Below are 19,094 nucleotides of genomic sequence, written 5' to 3'. Positions count from 1 at the left end.
TATTTTATAGTATAATCATTAAATATTATTGTTATGGATATCAAATCAATCGTAAAAGGAACCCTTAAACAAATAGCAGAAGGGGTTAAAGAATCAGGGCAAGCAACAGGCGTTGCAACAACTGTACATTTCCAGCTCAACAATGAAGAAGGAAATCACATCCAATTTTCGATAGACTTAACCCTTGACTCTGAAAATTCAATTCCATCACTTAAAGACTAACATATCAATCCTTTCAAAAAAAAATATTTACAAACAGCAAAACTTTTTCCAATTCCCATTGTTTGATTATTTAGACTTCAAAGAAGCTATATGATCTTTCAAAGCTTCTATTACTTCATTTTTAGATTTTACAACACTTTCCAGCTTGGCTATTTCGGATTCTAAGCTGGTGATCTTCTGTAAGTATACCTCGCTTACAGCCCCTTTACTTGTCAATTCGATACGATTTTTATCTATAATTTTTTCATAATCGGAACCGGTTATATTTACATTATGACCACCGACAGTACCAGTATTAATTGCACCTTTATTCTTATCTATAAACATCCCTATCTCTTTCATTCGCAACATATCCCCCTGTCCGGTTAGTAGCCAGTCAGGGTTTAATTCAGGAATATTATAAGCTATACTTTCCAATATTTCGCTAGACGGTTTAGACGCCCTTTCCCGGCCAATGATATTTGATAAAGTAGTAGGCTTTACTTTGATACATTTGGCGAATGCCGCTTTGTTTCCGCTAAAAAACTGATCTACAATACACTGTATCCTTTCGTTGATATTCATATAGTCAATAAACTGTTAAATTATATTAATTTATAGTCAATACGGTTACAATAGATAGTCTTTTGACTATATTTGCAATATTAAAATAAATTATAAATGCTAATATAAAAACTATGAGCGAGATTTTGGTAAAACACAGTGTAAAAAAAAGGATAAAGGAAGAACTTAATACTTCCTATCCTACAGTACAGTCTGCACTTTTCGGCATGACTGATACCCAATTGGCAAGGGAAATCAGAGAAAAAGCACTACAACTGGGTGGTGTAGAAGTGAAATCCGAAAAATAATCATTATGACTTTAATAAAAGGAAATAAAGCTTTAGCCTCTCATTTAGGTGTAACAGATGTAACAATCTGTAATTGGAAAAGAGCTGGTAGATTGAGATACAATCAGATTGGAGCAACCATCTTTTATGATACTGAAAATCTATTTGCTGAAAGGAAAATAAATAACCCTCGTAAAAAATAAATATTAATTAATCTAGGCATACCAAGCATAGTGTTACAAGGTTTTCATATTCGGCTCAACTATTCAAACGGACGAATTTAAAATCGATAAACGCGATAATGAAATGAAAAAAGAAACGCTTGATAAAATAGCAAAAATAGAAAGGACTGAGAAGATATTAGATCGTTCAGTTACATGCTATTCTTGGATAATAGGAATTACAATCGGAGCATTGCTCGCATATATAATCGACGCAAGCATATGAAAAAGAATAATATTAACCCTGTATTTGATTTCTTCAAGATCATTTTCGGGATATCTGTAATGTTTGTCGCATTTTATTTATTGGCCAAATGTAGCAAAGATAAAATAAGTGAAGACAGAAGCCAGTTAGACGAAATGCGTGTTACACATTCAGACAAAGGTCTCGTAGTCGAGGAAGCTGGATTATTAATTATTAAAACAGAGTACTTATATGACGAAACAGACTTATAACTGCAAAAACTTTCTATTGCCGGATAGCCCCAGAAGTATGGCTTCATGCCATGCTAAAGTGATGGAAGATGGCATAATGAAATTAACGATCCATGACTGCCGAGGCTCTATTCAATTGCACAACGATTTGAATGATCCTGAACAAGTTATAGAAGCCATCGAAAAGTTAGAAGCTCTTACAAATGGCATTATAGACCTACAAAATTTTATTGCTCAGAATTATATCTACAAAACAGAGTAATTTCAATAAACAAACAATCATGAAATTAATTATCAGACAATTAGCGCTCTTAAATTTTAAGGGCCTCAGGGATTACATTCTTAATCCGGCAGAACATATTACTAATGTTCATGCGACAAATGGTGCTGGCAAGTCAACGATATGCGATGCGTGGTCATGGTTATGGACAGGCAAAGATGCTAAAGGACGTGCCGATTATGAGATCAAAACTCTTGATGAGAATAACGAAGCTATCCATCATCTGGAACATACAGTTTCCGTCAATATGGATGTAGACTATTCAAACTACAAGGTATCCCGGACCTTCAAAGAAAAGTGGGTAAAACCTACCGGTGAAGAAGAACGCAAACTCGATACCCATACAACCACATTCATATGGGATGGTATTCCTCTAACATTGAAGAAAGATTTTGACCAGAGAACAAACCAATTATTCGGAAGTTCCGAACAGTTTCATCTATTGTCAAATCCTCGCTTCTTTCTGAATATGGAATGGCAAAAGCGACGTAAACTGTTAATGGAGCTTGCCGGAGTAACCGATGATGCAATTCTTAGCAAGCTATCAGCGACAAGTACAGATTTTGCAAAGCTTATAGAAGAACTTGGAAAGAATAACCTTGATGATTTCCGTAAAAAGCTGAATGCAGAGAAGAAAACGCTCAAATCTAAAATAGATGAAATACCTATAAAGATTCGTGAGGCTACTCTTGCCATACCGGAAGAGCCTGATTATATGGCTGTTGAAGAATCAATCAAATCAAAAGGTATCGAATTATCAGCTATCGATCTGCAACTTTCCGATATATCCAAAGCATACGAGGGGCAAGCCGAAGATATCAAGAAGCAACAGTCTGTTATTCTTGAAAAAGAGCGCCGTCTTGCTGCAATAAAGAGCGATACAGAGGTAGAAGTGGATAGGTTAAATAAAGACCAAAACAAGGAGTTTGTCAGGTTGCAAAATGAACTTACACAGCTTGAAAATCTTATCCGTTCTCTCAATTCAGACCAGGCTCTTATTATCACGAAGATTCACAATAAAGAGTCGGAAATTGAGAGCCAAAAAGAACTTCTTACCACTCTTCGCTCGGCATATGGAGATCTGAATGCAATAGAAATGCACGAAGATGATAAACATTGCCCGAGCTGTGGTGCTGAATTGTTAGGAGAGAAGCTTGACAATGCAGTTGAGAAATTCAATGCGGATAAAGCCCAAAAGCTACAAGCGAATATCGCAAAAGGAAAAAGAGAAAAAGAGGTTCTTGATTCTTTGATTACCCAGTTAGAAGAACTGAAAAGACAGAAAGATGCTATTATCTTCCAATTATCTGATAAGGCAGTAGAAGCAATCAGCCTAAAAGAGGCTATCGAAGTCGAAGGTAACAAAGAGAAACAACATCTTGTTGCTTCTGATCTGCTCGAAAAGAACGCAGAATATCAACGTCTAGTCGGAGAAGTATACGAACTTAAAAAACAGAGAACAGAGATTCAGCAACCAGATACAACGGAGCTTCGTCAGAAAAAAGCCCTGATCAGTCGAGATATAGACGAACTGAAAAAGCTGCTCTATATCAAAACTACTGCCGAAACTCAAAAGAAACGTATTCAAGACCTCGACGCAGAACTGAAAAAACTCTCTCAAGAACTGGCTACACTTGAAGGTAAGGAGTTTATCGCGGATAAATTTAACCGTGCCAAGATAGAAGCAATCGAAAACGGTATCAATGGCTTATTCGCTACAATCAAATGGAAGATGTTCAAACCTCTTATGACTGGCGGTGAAGAAGAATGCTGTGAGGCTCTTATCGATGGAACACCTTATCAAGCTGCGAATAATGCTGCCCAGATTAATGCCGGTATAGAATGTATTAATACCCTTTCGAAGCACTTCGATATGTATCTGCCAATATTTGTAGATAATGCCGAATCGGTGGTTGAGCTTATCCCTTCCGAATCTCAGATTATCCGCTTTGTGGTGGATGAATCATGTGATAAGCTGACTCTAAAAGAAAATATTAAAGAATCATTATTTGCTTAAGGATATGAAAAAATTAGATGAAGTAAAAGAATTAAGAAAAAATGTATCGGAAATTAGAAACTTCTTTAATGTGAATTTAGAAAAATACAAATCAGATTCGCAGTGTGACAAGTTTGGATACGGTTTTAATCTTGATGATAGATTCAAAGCTTGCCAAGGTAAAACAATAACGTTTGATTCTTGGAAAGGTTTCTATGGTAATTCGGGGTGTACTAATATCGTTAGTCTTTCACCTGAAATATTCAATAAGCACCTACTAAGGTATCTAAATAACAATAAACACACTATCATGCTTGCCATAGCTGACAGTATCGAAAAAGATGCGAAAGGTCTTAAAGATGAAGCCGAGAAAGAGCTTCAAGCCGAATTGGATAAACTGAAAGAACTAGACGATCCGATGGATATTCCTATTCAAGAATCAGAAACCAAATAAACAACAATAATCATGTCAACAGAAAATAAACAACAAGTAGCAGTATGGGAAGAAGAATAGCAGATATCACAGGGCAAAGATTCGGACGCTTAACGGTGCTTGAGTTTGTGGCAAGAAGTGGGTCAAGTACTCTTTGGAAATGCAAGTGTGATTGTGGAAACGAAAAGATATTACGCCGTAGCAACTTTCAATATGGAGAAACTAAGTCTTGCGGTTGTCTTCTTTCTGAAACAGTTAAAGATAGAATGATTAAACATGGACACTCTCAAGAAAGGCTTCATAATATCTGGGTACACATGAATAAAAGATGTCATCTTCCTAAAGATAAAGACTTTCCTAATTATGGTGGTCGTGGGATATCTGTTCGTGAGGAGTGGAAAAACAGCTATGATGTCTTTGCTCATTGGGCTAAATCAAATGGCTATGAAACGAATCTCACAATTGATCGAATCGACAATGACAAAGGATACAGCCCCGAAAACTGCCGATGGGTCACTAAAGAGTTCAATGATTCTCATAGACGAAATGTGATAAAAATAACCGTTGGTTCAATAACTGACACCCTCACAGGATGGGCTAATCGAATCAATGTTCCACGAAAAAGGCTATACAAAAGATATAGCAAATATGGAGAACCAAAAGTAAAAGAATACATATTAGAAAATTTATAAGATTATGGAAAACAATAAATTACAGACACAGCAATTGCCTAAAAGCATTAGCGACTCAGTTCTACAACGTGTTACCCAATTCAGAGAAGCAGGGGAATTAAGATTACCACCTGATTACAGTCCCGAAAATGCACTAAAAGCGGCCCACTTGGTGTTGCTTGAGACTAAAAACAAAGATGGCAAACTAGCTTTAGAAGTTTGTAGCAAGGAAAGTATAGCCAACGCCCTATTAAAAATGATTGTTCTCGGTTTATCGGTCATGAAGAAGCAATGTGACTTCATCGTAAGAGGAACCCAGCTTTGTTGTGATCCGGAATATACAGGAAACATCGCTTTAGCTATGCGATACGGAGGGTTAAAGCATCACAAAGGGAATGCCATTTTCAATGGAGACGATTTCAAATTCGAGGTTGGTGTTGATGGTAGAAGAAAACTGATACACCACAAACAGGACTTAGCATCTATCGGAGGTGATGTTATAGGTGCTTATGTCACTTACGAACTCGAAGACGGTACTCAGGATATGGAGATAATGAATATCAATCAGATTCGTAATTCTTGGTTACAGGGAGCCGCCAAAGGTGGTAGTATAGCACACAAAAACTTTACAGATCAGATGGCAATTAAGACGGTTTACAACCGTATGACAAAACTTCTTATCCGTGCATCAAATGATGCTCCATTGATGGGTGATAACGGTTCTGACGATAACGAGCAAAAGCCAGATGTTGTGTCAGAAGCTAAACAAGAAGTCCTCAATAAAGCCAATGCCGAAGAAATAGCATTTGAGGATATCCCAAATGAAGCACCTCAAGCCGCTACCGAACCTGAGCCAGCACAACAACAAGAAGCTCCTGCACAATCGACTAATTCTCAAACCGAAATACCTTATTGATTATGGAAGTAATATTTTATATCGCTGTTCTATTATGCACAATTATAGAGATAATTCAACTATCAGATACTAAACGTATTGTAAATGCAATTTACAGATTTAAAGAAGATGAGAAAATGACTGCCAATTTGGGTATATATACTTTAGCAAGTTTTTATTATTGGATTATATTATTTATTGGATTACTCTCTTTTCAATGGTATTTCTTTCTATTGATAATCATAATGGGATTCATACCGAAAGGTAAATATATCTGGATACGTAGAGTTGATTCTTTAATCACCATTTCAATACTTCTATTTATCGTATTAAATAAGTTTCACTTTCACATAAATCTATTTTAAGCCATGAAAAAAGTAGTAGAAACAATCACAATAGAAAAACTTGAAGGTGGTGCATTCAATGTTGTTCAGGGGGATAGATACTCCGATCAACTCGGTTGGGACGAAATGTTAGGGTTGGTTTCAGCCCTAACAATAGCAAAAGATCCTAATTGCCTGCATTGGATGAAGACGAAAGAAGAACATGAGCAACACCTTGCTAGTATTCGCAATATGCCATCTGAGGTTGAATTTGAGGATATACTAGTCCCTGAAGGAATAGGAATATATATGGTGAATCCGAATATCATAAAGTCGTCCTATGGAGACGGTTTATTTATCAAATTCGGAGAGAGTCAATTTTTGGGTATATATGAGGGCAAGTGGATAGTAAATAACCCTATTGATACCAAAAAATTCATTAATCCCATTCAATGTAAACTTATCCCGTGTTCTCAAGATGAATTAAAAGCCGGAGACACAGCCCTTTGTTATTCTACAAATAAAGATTTTAGCGATATTGAGAACTACATGAAGGTATTGAAGGATAGAGCTAGTGACTTTGTCTGGATAGAAGGAGAAGATATAAGTATCTGTCGTGAATTTGATGATTCTGATTATACCTTTTATAAAGTCGTTCCAGTATGAAACTCAAAATCTTAGGCTCAAACAGCAAAGGCAATGGGTACATCTTAGAGGGCAAAAGCCAAACACTCCTTTTGGAGTGTGGCTTACCTCTGAAGGATGTCAAAGAAGCTCTCGATTTTAATTTATCTAGGGTTGTGGGAGGAATTGTTTCACATCTCCATGGGGACCATTCAAAGTATGCTAATGACTATTTAAAGAATGGGATTACTTTATTAATGAATGTCGAAACATCTGTACACTTGTCAAAAGCAGATGATCGTAGAGGCGGCTTTACTCATATTATCGAGGCTGGCCGTCAGGTTACGATCGGCGAATTTAAAATCATGCCATTCTCAGTAAAACATGATGTTCCTTGCCTTGGCTTTCTTATCAATCATCCTGAAAGCGGAAATATCCTGTTCGTTACCGATACTCACTACATCCCCAATCGATTCAAAGGTCTTAATCAGATATTGATAGAAGCCAATTACGAAGAAAGGATATTGAATGAGAATCTTATTGATGGTAAGATTGACAATATACGCTATCAGCGTGTTATCCGATCTCATATGAGCTTAGAAACAACTATTGAAGCTCTGAAAGCAAATGATATCAAAGAGGTACAAAATATCGTCCTTATACACCTATCCCCTCAGAATTCCGATGCAAAGCTATTCAAAAATAAGGTAGTAGAAGCGACTGGGAAAAACGTACACATTGCCCTCAAAGGGTTGACAATTGACTTTAATAAAAATCCTTATTGATTATGGTACAAAACAAATTCACAGATGAAAACAGGACTAAAAATCTCATCAAATTGGGATTTACACCTGCGTTAATAAACGGATTCCAGATATATGAATTATTGAATCTAATCCCTGAGGACATATCTTTCAATAAGTCCTTTCATAAGGATGGAACTGTATTTATTGACTGGAAGAAAAAGACTCGATTCTATGTTAGAATTTCTAATTTCTTAGATAGATGGGGTTATGATTTAATTTCATATAACGATTCTAAAAGAAGCGACCAAGGACAAATAGTAGATCAATTTGTAGACTTGCTTGCGGACTTAATAATCTACTTGTGTGAAAATGCAAAAATAAAAATACGTAAGAAGAAATGACACTCCAACAAGAAGCCCAACAAATACAGGATTGTCTCGACATCGAATGTTCTGAAAATCCCGAAGAAGTACTCGAACGCATCCGCGCTATTATGCCATATATCAGCCGTACAGCCTTTATGTTGGCAGAAGCTAAGAAAGCTTTGAGACGCAAGAAAGCTTCGGAAATAAGCAATACAATCATCAATATAGCCAAAGAACAATGTTTGTCGGCTAAAGTGCAAAACACATTGATAGATTCGATTGCCGAAGAAGAAGCCTACTTGGTTGATTGGCTAGATCGCCTCAATGCTGCTGCAACTCATCAGGTAGATGCCTTACGATCTATTTTAAGTTACGAAAGAGAACAATTAAGAATCAATAAAACAGGATATTAAAATTATGGAATTACAAAAGAAAACATTACCCGTAGAAGAAGCTAATGGATGGTATCTGACGCAAACAGTATATCGTTATTGGAACGAAGAGTTTATTGACGAAGATACCGGTGATCCTACAACCGTAGAACGATCTGAAACACTTTGCGGAAAAGGAACCCAGATAAATGATATTATAAAATCGCTTCTTGTTGAATTTGAAACAGGCTATTGAAACAAGTATGATTTTTACACCTCAGTGATGGCAAGATTAGCACCGCATTTCGGACAACTGAATGTAGATTGTTTAGGGGTAGCAAATAATTCAGTTATTTCTACTTCTAAAGCATCTGCAATCTCGATAAGCCTTTTTAATGGCGGGTTACCATCTTCGTTTATAGCTTTCGACAATCCAACTTCTGTCATGCCTAGTTTTTCGGCAAATTCCTTTTGAGTGATTCCTTTTTCTTTTAAAAGCTCTTTAACTCTTAGTTTAACTTTATTCATCGTGATTATAACATCTATTATTTAACCACGAATGTAATAATATTATTTTAAACAAACTGACAATTTAATTATTTAATATTTTTAATACTTTATATTTTCTAAATATTAAACTATTAGTTAGTTTTACACCATAGAATTAAACCATCAATTAAATAATAAAGGATATGGGAACAAAAATAGAAAGTGTTTTTATGCAAATGCACAATGGCACACGAACTGGGGAAGGGTCGTTCAATGTAGCTCTGAGAGATTTATTTTACAAAGCAGACATACAGAACCGACACAAATTGGTAAATGCTTTTCCCGAGTTTTTCGGAGAAGAAGTACCTGAGTTTGGAATATATAAAATAAAAATCAAATAATATGAAAAGTAAGAATCGGTTATTGTGGGATTTAACCACTGAGATATTAGAAACTCACGGCGATATTGTAGACAATATACATATCATAGAAGATGATTCGAGAGACGGCGAAATAATGAGGCGCATATATGCGAAAACAAGTGATAATACTGGGTATTGCTTTGAAGTATATAAACAAGAAGCTGATGTCGAAAACACTGCAAATGTAGAAGAAGGTCATGTCTATTATTTCGATGAACGTTGGGATGATTTTGATACTGGTGGTATTGATACAGCTATTGAGATATTAAATGAGTATGGAAAATTAACAGTATAATCTTTAAAAATGGAAAAGAAAATATACATCATAACTCTGATCGGTAAAACGATACACGAAGAAACAGTAGACTATCAGAATGTAGAGCTATATCGTCCTGAATGCTGCTCTATGAAACAAGCTGTTGAGTTGTCAATTAAAAAGGTGAATGAGCTAAGTATAGGTGGCTTTCAGGTAACAGATATTTACAAAAGCATTCGGATGCTTGAAATAAAATAAGACTACAATCATGGAAGAGATAAGGAGTCAGTATACAACATTTATAAATAGTCTTAGACAGCACAGAGAATATCGGGAAGAATTCCTGAAAAGCAAATCAGTGATGAAAAGGTTTACAGATGAAGAAATAAAGAGGTTCGATTCTAATGAGAGAAAACTAGAGAGCTACGAAGCCGAAAACGCATGGTGGTATCACTTCTTCCAAGCAGCAGGTTCAAGTAACTACGATGCTGAATATGCAAATAGTTTGCGGATAGACGGCGTATCACCTGAAGAAGCAGCCGAAATAATTAAAAACTCATAAAAACTTTAAAATTCAAATTATATGAATACCTATTACAAATATGTACCGAATGTGTTTTTAGCTAAATGTACTGAAAAGCACGAAAAAGGAGAAATGATTGATGTAACTACAAAGTATGGTAAAGAAAACGAAAGTATTGTTTTCAACCTGATATTCGAAAGAGAAGGTTTCTATTACTACTCTATTGTTCGTGCTGATGGCTACAATATGCAGGAAAGAGCTAAAGCGAAAGCTGAGAGATATGAGGAGTGGGCCAGCTCGGCAGGAAAGAAATCGACAGAATATTTTAATAAATCAAATGATGCAGTAAAACACATTCCATTTGGTCAGCCTATTTTGGTTGGACATCACTCGGAAAAGAGGCATAGGAGTGACATAAATAAGAGCTGGAATGCTATGGGTAAATCAGTTGAACTTAGTGATAAAGCTGCATCGCATGAAAGTAAAGCTGAGTACTGGGCTAAAAGAGCTAACGATATTAACCTATCAATGCCCGAAAGTATCGAATATTACGAACATAAACTTGAAGTTGCGACTGAATACCACCAAGGCTTAAAGAGTGGCAAATATCCAAGATCACATTCTTACACTTTAACATACGCAAAGAAAGACGTTAATGAGGCTCAAAAGAACTATGATCTCGCTAAGAAATTGTGGGGTGATGTTGAATAGAAATTTTATATCGAATATTTAATTATGGAATATCAAGAGTTTCTCAAACAAAAAATAAAAGTAGCCGACAATCAAGGATTCAAGATTGAACTTGACGAGATTAACCCACGCTTGAAGCCACATAATAAGCTTATTGTTAAATGGATGGTTGAAGGTGGTAAACGAGCTTGTTTCGCATCTTTCGGATTACATAAGACCGTTACCCAACTTGAAGCTGTTAGGTGTACATTAGAGAAAGCCAGTGCATCGAATGGATTAATAGTCCTACCGTTAAATGTGAGACAAGAGTTTATTGAAGATTCTTTCGATATTATGGGATGGAACGAACCTCCTAAATTTATTCGCAGAGCATCAGAAATGACCGGAGACGGTATTTATCTAACTAACTATGAAAGTATTCGTGACGGTCGTCTTGACCCTCGTATATTCGATGTAGCAAGTTTGGACGAAGCATCTGTGTTACGTGGATTAGGAGGCTCAAAAACATTCCGTGAGTTTATGCGGTTATTTACCGGTGATGCCGGTCCTATGCAAATGAGACGTGGAGCCGAAAATATAAAGTATCGATTCGTGGCCACTGCAACACCATCGCCGAATGATTATATCGAATTGCTTGCTTATGCTGACTTTCTCGGGATCATGGATGTATCGCAAGCTAAGACCAGATTCTTTAAAAGAGATTCTACGAAAGCAGATAATCTAACATTACACCCCCATCGAGAAGAAGAGTTCTGGCTTTGGGTTTCTTCATGGGCCTTGTTTATTACCAAACCATCAGATATAACAGGAAATCCGGCAGATGATGAAGGTTACATCCTTCCTGAACTTGATTTGCGTTGGCATGAGATACCGACAGATCACAGCCAAGCTTCAGTTGAGAAGAGCGGACAATTCATGCTATTTAAAGATACAGCTCTAGGCCTACAACAATCAGCTAAGGAGAAAAGAGAAAGCCTTGATGCTCGTATTGCTAAGATGATGGAATTGCGAGCAGAATCACCCGATGCTCATCGTATAATCTGGCATGACTTGGAAGATGAAAGGAGAGCTATCGAAAAAGCGGTACCTGGTATAACATCAATCTATGGATCGCAAGATTATGAAAAAAGAGAAAAAGCGATTCACGATTTCTCTTACGGGCATATTCCAGAATTAGCGGCAAAACCAGTTATTGCAGGATCGGGCTGTAACTTTCAACGCTTTTGTCATTGGGCTATATATTTGGGTATAGGCTACAAATTCAACGATTTTATACAATCACTTCATCGATTACAACGGTTCCTACAACGACATGAAGTAAGAGTAGATTTGATTTATACAGAAGCTGAACGAGGTGTGCGTAAATCATTAGAGAAGAAGTGGAAAAATCACATCAAACAACTAAAAATCATGACTGATATAATAAAACAATACGGTTTATCCCATACCGAAATGGCTCAACATCTGGCCCGAAAAATGGGAGTAGAAAGAATTGAGGTAAAAGGCAAAAACTTCACAGCTGTAAATAACGATAATGTTATTGAATTGGCCAATGCTGAATTGTATCCCGATAACTCGGTAGGCTTAGGGTTAACATCTATACCTTTTTCTTCTCAATACGAATATTCACCCAACTATGCAGATTTCGGACACTCAGAAAGCAACGAAGAGTTCTGGCGACAAATGGATTATTTAACACCAAATAAATTTAGAGTTTTAATGCCTGGTCGATTTGCTGTTGTACATGTTAAAGATCGTATTGTTCCGATGGGATTATCGGGCATGGGTTGTCAAGAAGTTTATCCTTTTCATTTGGATGCGATCAACCATTACAAAAAGCATGGCTTTGCCTACATGGGTATGAAAACGATCGTTACCGATGTTGTAAGAGAAAATAATCAAACCTATCGTTTAGGATGGACGGAGCAATGTAAAGATGGCTCTAAGATGGGAGTAGGTATGCCGGAGTATCTTCTTTATTTTCGCAAACCTCAAACCGATCGGACAAATGCCTATGCTGATATACCGGTGGTAAAAGAAAAACGCATTTGTAAGGACGGTGAGTGGAATAATGAAAGCGGATATTCACGTGCTCGATGGCAACTTGATGCAGCGGGATATACTCGAAGCTCTGGCAATCGAGGAATAACACCGGAAGAATTGGCTAAGCTTGATCCGAAACAGATATTTCAAACGTTCAAAAAATATTCTCTAAACGAAATATGGGATTTTGAATATATCGTAAAGATTGCAGAAACATTAGAACTACACGGTAAACTTCCTTCCGGATTTATGCTGTTACAACCTCAGAGTTGGAGCGATGAAGTCTGGACGGATGTTACACGAATGAGAACGCTTAATGGCTCACAATGGAGCAAAGGAAAAGAAATGCACTTATGCCCGATGCAATTTGATATTGCAGATAGAGCTATTGAGCAATTAAGTAATCCCGGAGAGATCGTTCTTGATGAATTTGCCGGACTTTATACCGTTCCTTATCGTGCCGTTTTGAAAGGTCGTAAAGGATTGGGATTTGAATTGAACCCTAGCTATTTCACGGATGGAGTAGTTTATTGTCAGGGAGCCGAACAGAATGTAGATATTCCTGCGTTATTTGATATGGCAGAAATAGTATAGCCATGCCAATAGACTACAAACGTTATCCTCCAAATTGGAAAACAGAGATTCGCCCCGCGATACTAAAACGTGCAAACAATTGCTGTGAGCATTGCGGGGTTGAAAACTATTCGATTCGAGACGGTAAAAAAATAGTGCTTACTATTGCTCATTTAGATCATGACGAAGAGAACTGGAATATATCTTATGATAGGCTTGCTGCATTATGCCAAAGATGTCATTTAAGATATGATGCTAAAGAGAAAGCGAGAAGAAGAAAAAGTGATAAAAACCAATTGAAATTAGAGTTATGAAATTCAAATACAGTGCATTTATCGAAAATACTCCCAAAGCTAGGGAGTGGTTAGAGAAGATCGGGTATTATAAGATATCAGAGAATATAATTCTACGAGATAATCTAATTATATCAACATACCCTAATGGATGGTATAACCTATGCTATTCACATGAAAGCAGTTTAGCCATCGACTGCCAGAATAACCTACCTCTATTCAAAGCTATAACAGCAATTACAGATATAAGAAATATGCATCAATTATTTGTAGCTGATACAGATATTTATCACGGATGGTCTGATACTATTGGAGAACCTTACGACTATATAATACCTAAAGGAATTTTATTCGATTGGGATTTAAGCATAGAATATGCAGATATATTAAAGGGAGAATATCACAAAGCCACTATTACCGAATTAAAAGAACATTTTAAACTAAAACCATAACCATATTGTTGACTTCGACCATATGGTACAAAATAAAATAACAATGAACAGACCAGATTTAAACGCCCTCTCAAAAGAGGTGTATAAAGCAAATAAAGAAAAAGGATTCCATGATATGGAACATAATAATGAAACATTGCTGATGTTAGTAATTACAGAACTGTCAGAAGCTGTAGAAGCTGATAGGAAAGGAGAGAGAGCTGATTTGGAAAGAATGTTCTCCGAAATTAAAGAAAGACGTTCAGATATAAATGATTTACTTAATGGAAAAATACTTGCTAGACCTCATGTTATAAATGAAGCCAAAGAGGAGTTAGAGATTGATACATTTAAGAGATTCTTTGAATACCGAGTAAAAGATACTATCGAGGATGAACTAGCAGGTGCTACTATTCGATTACTCGATTTAGCAGGATTGAGAAAATATCATATTTTCTCAAAAGAAGGAACACTTGCAGAATACGTACATTGTAGCCCTATAGACGAAAAGTTTAGCTCATTTGTAGATCATGTTTTTGCTGTTGTTAAGCTTATATGCGGAAATTATGATATTGAATTTACACCTTCTGAAATTGTAGAATTATCGATACTTTCAATTGAACATATTTGTAACACACTATCTATCGACCTATGGCAGCATGTCTCTATTAAATTGAAGTATAACCAAAACAGACCTCATAAGCATGGTAAAGCTTATTAATTGTATAACAACCCCCACTTCTATATACATATCATTTAGATGTGTATAGGGTAAAAATTAAGATATAATGGCAAAAAAAGAAACAAATACAATAAAAAGAGCTTATAGGAGATCAGCAAAGACATATCAGGCTTTTTCTGCGTCTAAAGCTGAATTATTCTCTCTGATAAATCCGTTTATTGAAAATGATACAGATGTTGCAGATGATAGTATTTGCGTAGATTATCTTCCAGGGGATGGATTTGCTTTTATGATGGATGATCGAGGTGTATCTATCAAAGAAATGATCGGTCGTATTGAAGATTTAAAAAGCGGAGAAAGAATAAAATTATCAGATTTAACACCATATCTATGAATAAAGACATACAATCCCTCATTGAGAGGGAAGCGGAAGAGTACGCTGATAGCAAAGGTATTTACAACCAACCCAGAATCATACAGGTATCTCGTTCTGGATAAAAAGGAAGTGGATCGAGTACTTAGCAAGAGAAAAGAGGATAATAGTTATAAGCAATCATTCGAACTGGTCAGAGAATACGATATGCAGAAACCTATTGTCTATGTCTACAAAATTAAATTGAAAGACTTAGATGTCGGTGAAGGCTTTCACTCCGAAGAAATCAATTACGTCTGCTGTAGAGTAATTATATAAATTTATTATTATATTTACTGTATAAATAATAATAACTGACATGGATGATATAAAAGAAAAAATAGAAATATTGATAGACTTCAATGATCCATATTATCTGCTGCCATCAACATATTATGATATTCATCAAGAAATTAGAGGATGGAGGCTATGGATAGAAGAAAATATACCTACATGCTTTTATAAAGAAAGGCTAAGAATTCTTAACGAGCAGATAAAACGGCTTGAGTTATCAGTAGGAAATTATGAGCAAAGTTTAAAAAGTAAGTAATATATTTCAATTACATAATATAAGGATGGCTTAGGCTGTCCTTTTTTATGCCATTTATATTTTAAATGTAAAATGGCTATTCCTCAAACCTGTATCGAATGTAAAAAACAAACTGTTTCCGTAATATCTACTCCTGAAGGACCTACCTGCTATCAATGTTTTTCAGAAAAGAAGAACCCATCCAAGAAAGAAAAGAAGCATGATAAGCCCGAAGAGCGTATGCAGATCGAGTTCTTTAATCAAGTTCCGTTATTCTTCCCTAAGTTACCAGACAAGCTCCTTTTTGCTGTTCCGAATGGAGGCTCGAGAAATATCGTAGAAGCAAAGAACCTAAAAGCACAAGGTGTAAAATCGGGAGTTTCAGATGTGATCTTATTAATACCTAAAAAAGGCTATTCATGTCTTTGTTTAGAGTTTAAAACACCTATAGGTAAACAATCGGACGAACAAATAACTTTTCAATCTCAAGCAGAAAAAGCCGGCAATAAATATGTTGTTGTCCGTCGTGTGAAAGAGGCTATTGATATAATGAAGTGGTATCTGGAATGAAAAAAGCCCGGGCTTTATAGGGAAAAGAAAAGCCTCCGGAGAGGCTTAAGGTTTATATATGATATTCAAATTTAATTGACGGGGTAAACTTTTTCACTAAATAATTACCAATACCGGCTTTTTGCATCCAGAATGTTACAAACATAGGATTCACATTAAATCTAGATGCTAATGCATAAACACAATCTTCGGTTGCGTTTTTTAAATTAGCTTTGTTGCCAAATATGAACTTTTGAAGACTATGTCCATTAAATAAATATTTAAAGGCAAAATCATTCGCTTCCTGCTCAATTTTAGACATTTTCGATCTGCTAAACTCAAGGCCACCTTCAAATATTTGACAATCTTGATGCAATAATACATGTCCTAATTCGTGAAATAATACATACCAACAAGTAGCAAGACTTTTGCCCCTATCTGATATTTGAATAAGAGGATTCCCCTCTATCCAGTCAACATATCCGTATACCGTTCTTTCAACAAATGGATCTAGTATCAGTCCAACTCCCATCTCAGAAAAAAATGTTGGAAGACTCTTGAAATATGATTCGTCATTTAATCTAGTTTTCCAAATCCCCTTATCAATCCAATCAAAGAGAGCTTTTCTATTATAACTTGGTAGGTTTAAATCTTTAAATAGAACATCCCCTCTTCGTTTCCAGACAAATAAAGCAACTTCATCTACAGTACCTCCGGTAACTTTATATAACGCAGCTTTATCCTCTATAAAATTGGGGATATCAATCTCGTCATCGGCTCCAATAAAGTCTGCAAAATCGTTCAGTCTATCTATGCCGGTATTAAATTTAGCCAGAGTCAAGTCTATAACATAGGCATATTTTTTGTAAATAGAAAGATATTGTTTATATGCATCTTCAGCTTTAGCCTTTCTTTTTTTATAACTTTCTTGATATGAAGCTAAATAATCAGAAATACATTCTATATTAGTAATATCTTTTAGTAATTTAAGATGTTGCTTTGTTAATTTAGAAATATCCTCTAGGTTTTTATCTATATTGAGACCATTAGATATAGTTACTATATCTAAACCGTTACTCTCTAATATGTCTTTTAATTCAACTCCCACCGGAGATAATATCTCTACAGAATTAAAAACATTTACCTTATCTTCTTTTGCATTTGTAACCATAATAATCTGGATTAAAAGGATTAATCGTATTTATGATTATTGATATCATAAACATAAATATTCTCAATTAGTTCAAATTTGCCTAGCCAATCTTTGGTTAGGCAGTACTCTTTATCACATAGATAAAAGAAGAATTTTCTATAATCCTGATCTACTCGAACTTTGAATTTCTGTTCATCTTTATCTTTGCAACCCGAGACTAACTCGAATTTATTATTATGACCTGCTAATTCATTATACACTTTGGCATTTTCGGATAGTTTTACTCTATCAAATAGTCTTACAGATGATGATTCTATTTTAGCATCGAACTCTTTCCTGAATGCCTTTTGAGCTTTTCTGTCTGATGGATCTATTACGAAGTCTCTAAATATATTGCACACCTTACATTCTTTGAAAATTACATCCATAGTATTTATAAAGTTTGTAAAAAGATTCGCGAAGGTATGCAGAAGAAATAAGATTAGGGATATACGACTGTTAATTTTTATTATTAAATATAAAATAATCAACATCAGCCTCTAAACACCAACTTCCCAAAGAAAGCTAATATCTTACCTCTGTATTTTATACCGAGATATAAAGCCAATGCAACTAACACAAGTGATGTAAACCATATACAAGCTTCCTGATACCATTTAAGTTTATTTACTTCTATCGGATCACCGGGAATGGGATAAGGTATCCGGATAGTATCAGACAGATTAACTGTGTCTTTTACGAACTTATTTCTGTATTCATAAACAATACTATCTCTATATATGGTATCTCCTTTTTGATATATCTTAACAAGCTGCTTTTGGAATATCGAATCTCGAATAAACTTATCCCTGTATTCAGTTTTCACACTTTCTACGGGAATATATTTAGTACTGCATCCAATAAACAAGATCAGCAAAAAAGCAACGGTCAAAGAAATTTTTATAGTTCGTTTCATATTATCGAATTTTTTATATATTTGAACCTCAGATTTATTAGTGTAAGTGAATAAAGAATTTTCACAAAAGTGTGTTTTAGTGGAACAGAGTTGTAGTGATACAATTCTGTTTTTTTTTCATTATTCTGCCAGTTCGTATGTTTTCTCAAAAATATCTGGCTTGCATGGGTAAAATTCACCCTGAATGCCTTTGATTATCCAGTCACCGACTTGAGCTTGCATTATTCCCTCCAATGTTGGTATCATAATAACTCCCAATTTGGATTGGGAATAGTCAATAGTAGCCCCGCTACCTTTCATAAATGTTTCTGTAATCAAATGATTTGCACCGGTCCATTTAACGGCTTCAATTATTACTGGTTTTTTTCTATACTTTGTCATTTCTTTAATTTTAAAATGTCGTTAACTACTCCGATGTAAACTTCTTCGTCGTGATTCTCAATCAGATTGTCTACATCATCAATTGCTTGGTTATAGGCATCTCTTTGTGTGCTCCTTATCATTTCGAGTATGTCGTTTCGCCCCCAGCTATTAAGATTATAAAATATAGTTTCTGGTGTTTTCATTTCAACACCTCCTTTGCTTTTTCCCATATTTCTTTTCTGTCAGCATAGCCGTTATATCCTCCGTTGATAGCTTTGGTCAGTTTCTTGAAATCTTCTTCTTTCAGCGTAGCATAACG

Annotated in this window: 34 protein-coding genes; 27 read left to right on the top strand and 7 right to left on the bottom strand. The window is 35.5% G+C overall.

The features are described 5' to 3' along the window. The first annotated feature begins 33 nt into the window (after nt 1–33). Nucleotides 34–222, top strand: coding sequence for a hypothetical protein (locus BUC12_RS00165; RefSeq protein WP_062175166.1), 189 nt, complete (start codon nt 34–36; stop codon nt 220–222). 66 nt (nt 223–288) lie between these two features. Here the strand turns inward: BUC12_RS00165 and BUC12_RS00160 are convergent, their stop codons facing one another. After that, on the bottom strand, nt 289–786 hold the full coding sequence (locus tag BUC12_RS00160; protein ID WP_062175165.1) for a hypothetical protein: 498 nt from the start codon (nt 784–786) through the stop codon (nt 289–291). Nucleotides 787–899: 113 nt separating this feature from the next. Here BUC12_RS00160 and BUC12_RS19945 point away from each other — a divergent pair, with 113 nt between their 5' ends. From BUC12_RS19945 to BUC12_RS00100, 13 genes are all read left to right on the top strand, one after another. Next, nucleotides 900–1,073, top strand: coding sequence for a hypothetical protein (locus BUC12_RS19945; RefSeq protein WP_157257457.1), 174 nt, complete (start codon nt 900–902; stop codon nt 1,071–1,073). A gap of 5 nt (nt 1,074–1,078) precedes the next feature. Then, nucleotides 1,079–1,255: a hypothetical protein gene (locus BUC12_RS19940; RefSeq protein ID WP_157257455.1), complete on the top strand. Its 177-nt coding sequence runs from the start codon at nt 1,079–1,081 to the stop codon at nt 1,253–1,255. Nucleotides 1,256–1,495: 240 nt separating this feature from the next. Next, a complete protein-coding gene (locus BUC12_RS00155) occupies nt 1,496–1,729 on the top strand; it encodes a hypothetical protein (protein WP_062175164.1) in 234 nt (77 codons plus the stop codon). Continuing rightward, on the top strand, nt 1,710–1,970 hold the full coding sequence (locus BUC12_RS00150) for a hypothetical protein (RefSeq protein WP_062175163.1): 261 nt from the start codon (nt 1,710–1,712) through the stop codon (nt 1,968–1,970). Before BUC12_RS00155 ends, BUC12_RS00150 begins: the two co-directional genes overlap by 20 nt. A gap of 19 nt (nt 1,971–1,989) precedes the next feature. Beyond that, a complete protein-coding gene (locus tag BUC12_RS00145; RefSeq protein WP_062175162.1) occupies nt 1,990–4,005 on the top strand; it encodes an AAA family ATPase in 2,016 nt (671 codons plus the stop codon). A 4-nt stretch (nt 4,006–4,009) separates the two neighbouring features. Next, a complete protein-coding gene (locus BUC12_RS00140; protein WP_062175161.1) occupies nt 4,010–4,438 on the top strand; it encodes a hypothetical protein in 429 nt (142 codons plus the stop codon). A 44-nt stretch (nt 4,439–4,482) separates the two neighbouring features. After that, a complete protein-coding gene (locus BUC12_RS00135) occupies nt 4,483–5,109 on the top strand; it encodes a hypothetical protein (RefSeq protein ID WP_062175160.1) in 627 nt (208 codons plus the stop codon). Between the two features lie 4 nt (nt 5,110–5,113). Next, entirely contained in the window at nt 5,114–6,004 is an 891-nt protein-coding gene (locus BUC12_RS00130) for a recombinase RecT (RefSeq protein WP_062175159.1), read from the top strand. A gap of 347 nt (nt 6,005–6,351) precedes the next feature. Then, the gene (locus BUC12_RS00120) at nt 6,352–6,972 is read left to right on the top strand and encodes a hypothetical protein (protein ID WP_062175157.1); all 621 of its coding nucleotides are present in this window, start codon (nt 6,352–6,354) and stop codon (nt 6,970–6,972) included. Further along, nucleotides 6,969–7,715 carry an MBL fold metallo-hydrolase gene (locus BUC12_RS00115; RefSeq protein WP_062175156.1) on the top strand — a complete coding sequence of 249 codons (747 nt, stop codon included), beginning with the start codon at nt 6,969–6,971 and terminating at the stop codon, nt 7,713–7,715. Before BUC12_RS00120 ends, BUC12_RS00115 begins: the two co-directional genes overlap by 4 nt. A gap of 2 nt (nt 7,716–7,717) precedes the next feature. Then, complete coding sequence (locus BUC12_RS00110; protein WP_062175155.1) at nt 7,718–8,077, top strand: hypothetical protein; 360 nt, start codon at nt 7,718–7,720, stop codon at nt 8,075–8,077. Then, nucleotides 8,074–8,454 carry a hypothetical protein gene (locus BUC12_RS00105; RefSeq protein WP_062175154.1) on the top strand — a complete coding sequence of 127 codons (381 nt, stop codon included), beginning with the start codon at nt 8,074–8,076 and terminating at the stop codon, nt 8,452–8,454. The genes BUC12_RS00110 and BUC12_RS00105 overlap by 4 nt, the downstream gene beginning before the upstream one ends. A 4-nt stretch (nt 8,455–8,458) precedes the next feature. Continuing rightward, nucleotides 8,459–8,668: a hypothetical protein gene (locus BUC12_RS00100; protein WP_062175153.1), complete on the top strand. Its 210-nt coding sequence runs from the start codon at nt 8,459–8,461 to the stop codon at nt 8,666–8,668. Nucleotides 8,669–8,682: 14 nt separating this feature from the next. Here the strand turns inward: BUC12_RS00100 and BUC12_RS00095 are convergent, their stop codons facing one another. Further along, a complete protein-coding gene (locus BUC12_RS00095) occupies nt 8,683–8,940 on the bottom strand; it encodes a helix-turn-helix domain-containing protein (RefSeq protein ID WP_062175152.1) in 258 nt (85 codons plus the stop codon). 164 nt (nt 8,941–9,104) lie between these two features. Here BUC12_RS00095 and BUC12_RS00090 point away from each other — a divergent pair, with 164 nt between their 5' ends. The 13 genes from BUC12_RS00090 to BUC12_RS00030 all read left to right on the top strand — a co-directional run bounded on the left by BUC12_RS00090 (nt 9,105) and on the right by BUC12_RS00030 (nt 16,325). Continuing rightward, complete coding sequence (locus tag BUC12_RS00090; protein WP_062175151.1) at nt 9,105–9,302, top strand: hypothetical protein; 198 nt, start codon at nt 9,105–9,107, stop codon at nt 9,300–9,302. Between the two features lies 1 nt (nt 9,303). Further along, entirely contained in the window at nt 9,304–9,618 is a 315-nt protein-coding gene (locus BUC12_RS00085) for a hypothetical protein (protein ID WP_062175150.1), read from the top strand. A 9-nt stretch (nt 9,619–9,627) separates the two neighbouring features. Then, nucleotides 9,628–9,837, top strand: a complete 210-nt coding sequence (locus BUC12_RS00080; RefSeq protein ID WP_062175149.1) for a hypothetical protein — start codon at nt 9,628–9,630, stop codon at nt 9,835–9,837. Nucleotides 9,838–9,940: 103 nt separating this feature from the next. Further along, the gene (locus tag BUC12_RS00075; protein WP_157257453.1) at nt 9,941–10,141 is read left to right on the top strand and encodes a hypothetical protein; all 201 of its coding nucleotides are present in this window, start codon (nt 9,941–9,943) and stop codon (nt 10,139–10,141) included. Nucleotides 10,142–10,162: 21 nt separating this feature from the next. After that, the gene (locus BUC12_RS00070) at nt 10,163–10,813 is read left to right on the top strand and encodes a DUF3560 domain-containing protein (RefSeq protein ID WP_062175147.1); all 651 of its coding nucleotides are present in this window, start codon (nt 10,163–10,165) and stop codon (nt 10,811–10,813) included. Nucleotides 10,814–10,837: 24 nt separating this feature from the next. Beyond that, nucleotides 10,838–13,429: a DNA methyltransferase gene (locus tag BUC12_RS00065; protein ID WP_201780476.1), complete on the top strand. Its 2,592-nt coding sequence runs from the start codon at nt 10,838–10,840 to the stop codon at nt 13,427–13,429. Between the two features lie 2 nt (nt 13,430–13,431). Then, nucleotides 13,432–13,722 carry an HNH endonuclease gene (locus BUC12_RS00060; protein WP_062175145.1) on the top strand — a complete coding sequence of 97 codons (291 nt, stop codon included), beginning with the start codon at nt 13,432–13,434 and terminating at the stop codon, nt 13,720–13,722. Beyond that, nucleotides 13,719–14,153, top strand: coding sequence for a hypothetical protein (locus BUC12_RS00055; protein WP_062175144.1), 435 nt, complete (start codon nt 13,719–13,721; stop codon nt 14,151–14,153). The genes BUC12_RS00060 and BUC12_RS00055 overlap by 4 nt, the downstream gene beginning before the upstream one ends. Before the next feature lie 43 nt (nt 14,154–14,196). Then, nucleotides 14,197–14,853 carry a nucleoside triphosphate pyrophosphohydrolase family protein gene (locus BUC12_RS00050; protein WP_062175143.1) on the top strand — a complete coding sequence of 219 codons (657 nt, stop codon included), beginning with the start codon at nt 14,197–14,199 and terminating at the stop codon, nt 14,851–14,853. Between the two features lie 67 nt (nt 14,854–14,920). Next, nucleotides 14,921–15,208, top strand: a complete 288-nt coding sequence (locus BUC12_RS00045; RefSeq protein WP_062175142.1) for a hypothetical protein — start codon at nt 14,921–14,923, stop codon at nt 15,206–15,208. A 21-nt stretch (nt 15,209–15,229) separates the two neighbouring features. After that, the gene (locus BUC12_RS00040; RefSeq protein WP_062175141.1) at nt 15,230–15,505 is read left to right on the top strand and encodes a hypothetical protein; all 276 of its coding nucleotides are present in this window, start codon (nt 15,230–15,232) and stop codon (nt 15,503–15,505) included. 40 nt (nt 15,506–15,545) lie between these two features. After that, entirely contained in the window at nt 15,546–15,776 is a 231-nt protein-coding gene (locus BUC12_RS00035; protein WP_062175140.1) for a hypothetical protein, read from the top strand. A 72-nt stretch (nt 15,777–15,848) separates the two neighbouring features. After that, entirely contained in the window at nt 15,849–16,325 is a 477-nt protein-coding gene (locus BUC12_RS00030) for a VRR-NUC domain-containing protein (protein WP_062175139.1), read from the top strand. A gap of 52 nt (nt 16,326–16,377) precedes the next feature. On the opposite strand, the gene BUC12_RS00025 is transcribed toward BUC12_RS00030, so the two are convergent. The 5 genes from BUC12_RS00025 to BUC12_RS00005 form a co-directional block, all read right to left on the bottom strand. Then, on the bottom strand, nt 16,378–17,475 hold the full coding sequence (locus BUC12_RS00025) for an ImmA/IrrE family metallo-endopeptidase (RefSeq protein WP_062175138.1): 1,098 nt from the start codon (nt 17,473–17,475) through the stop codon (nt 16,378–16,380). Nucleotides 17,476–17,495: 20 nt separating this feature from the next. Further along, entirely contained in the window at nt 17,496–17,885 is a 390-nt protein-coding gene (locus tag BUC12_RS00020; RefSeq protein WP_139261981.1) for a hypothetical protein, read from the bottom strand. A 104-nt stretch (nt 17,886–17,989) separates the two neighbouring features. Continuing rightward, entirely contained in the window at nt 17,990–18,412 is a 423-nt protein-coding gene (locus BUC12_RS00015) for a hypothetical protein (RefSeq protein ID WP_062175136.1), read from the bottom strand. 120 nt (nt 18,413–18,532) lie between these two features. Beyond that, nucleotides 18,533–18,793 (bottom strand): hypothetical protein, encoded by a 261-nt coding sequence (locus BUC12_RS00010; protein ID WP_062175135.1) that lies wholly within the window; start codon nt 18,791–18,793, stop codon nt 18,533–18,535. Further along, nucleotides 18,790–18,978: a hypothetical protein gene (locus BUC12_RS00005; RefSeq protein ID WP_073357269.1), complete on the bottom strand. Its 189-nt coding sequence runs from the start codon at nt 18,976–18,978 to the stop codon at nt 18,790–18,792. Before BUC12_RS00005 ends, BUC12_RS00010 begins: the two co-directional genes overlap by 4 nt. Nucleotides 18,979–19,094 lie beyond the last annotated feature (116 nt).

The organism is Indolivaga macrotermitis (assembly GCF_900128985.1).
Lineage (GTDB): Bacteria > Bacteroidota > Bacteroidia > Bacteroidales > Dysgonomonadaceae > Dysgonomonas_A > Dysgonomonas_A macrotermitis.
This window is presented reverse-complemented; position numbering and strand designations above follow the sequence as displayed.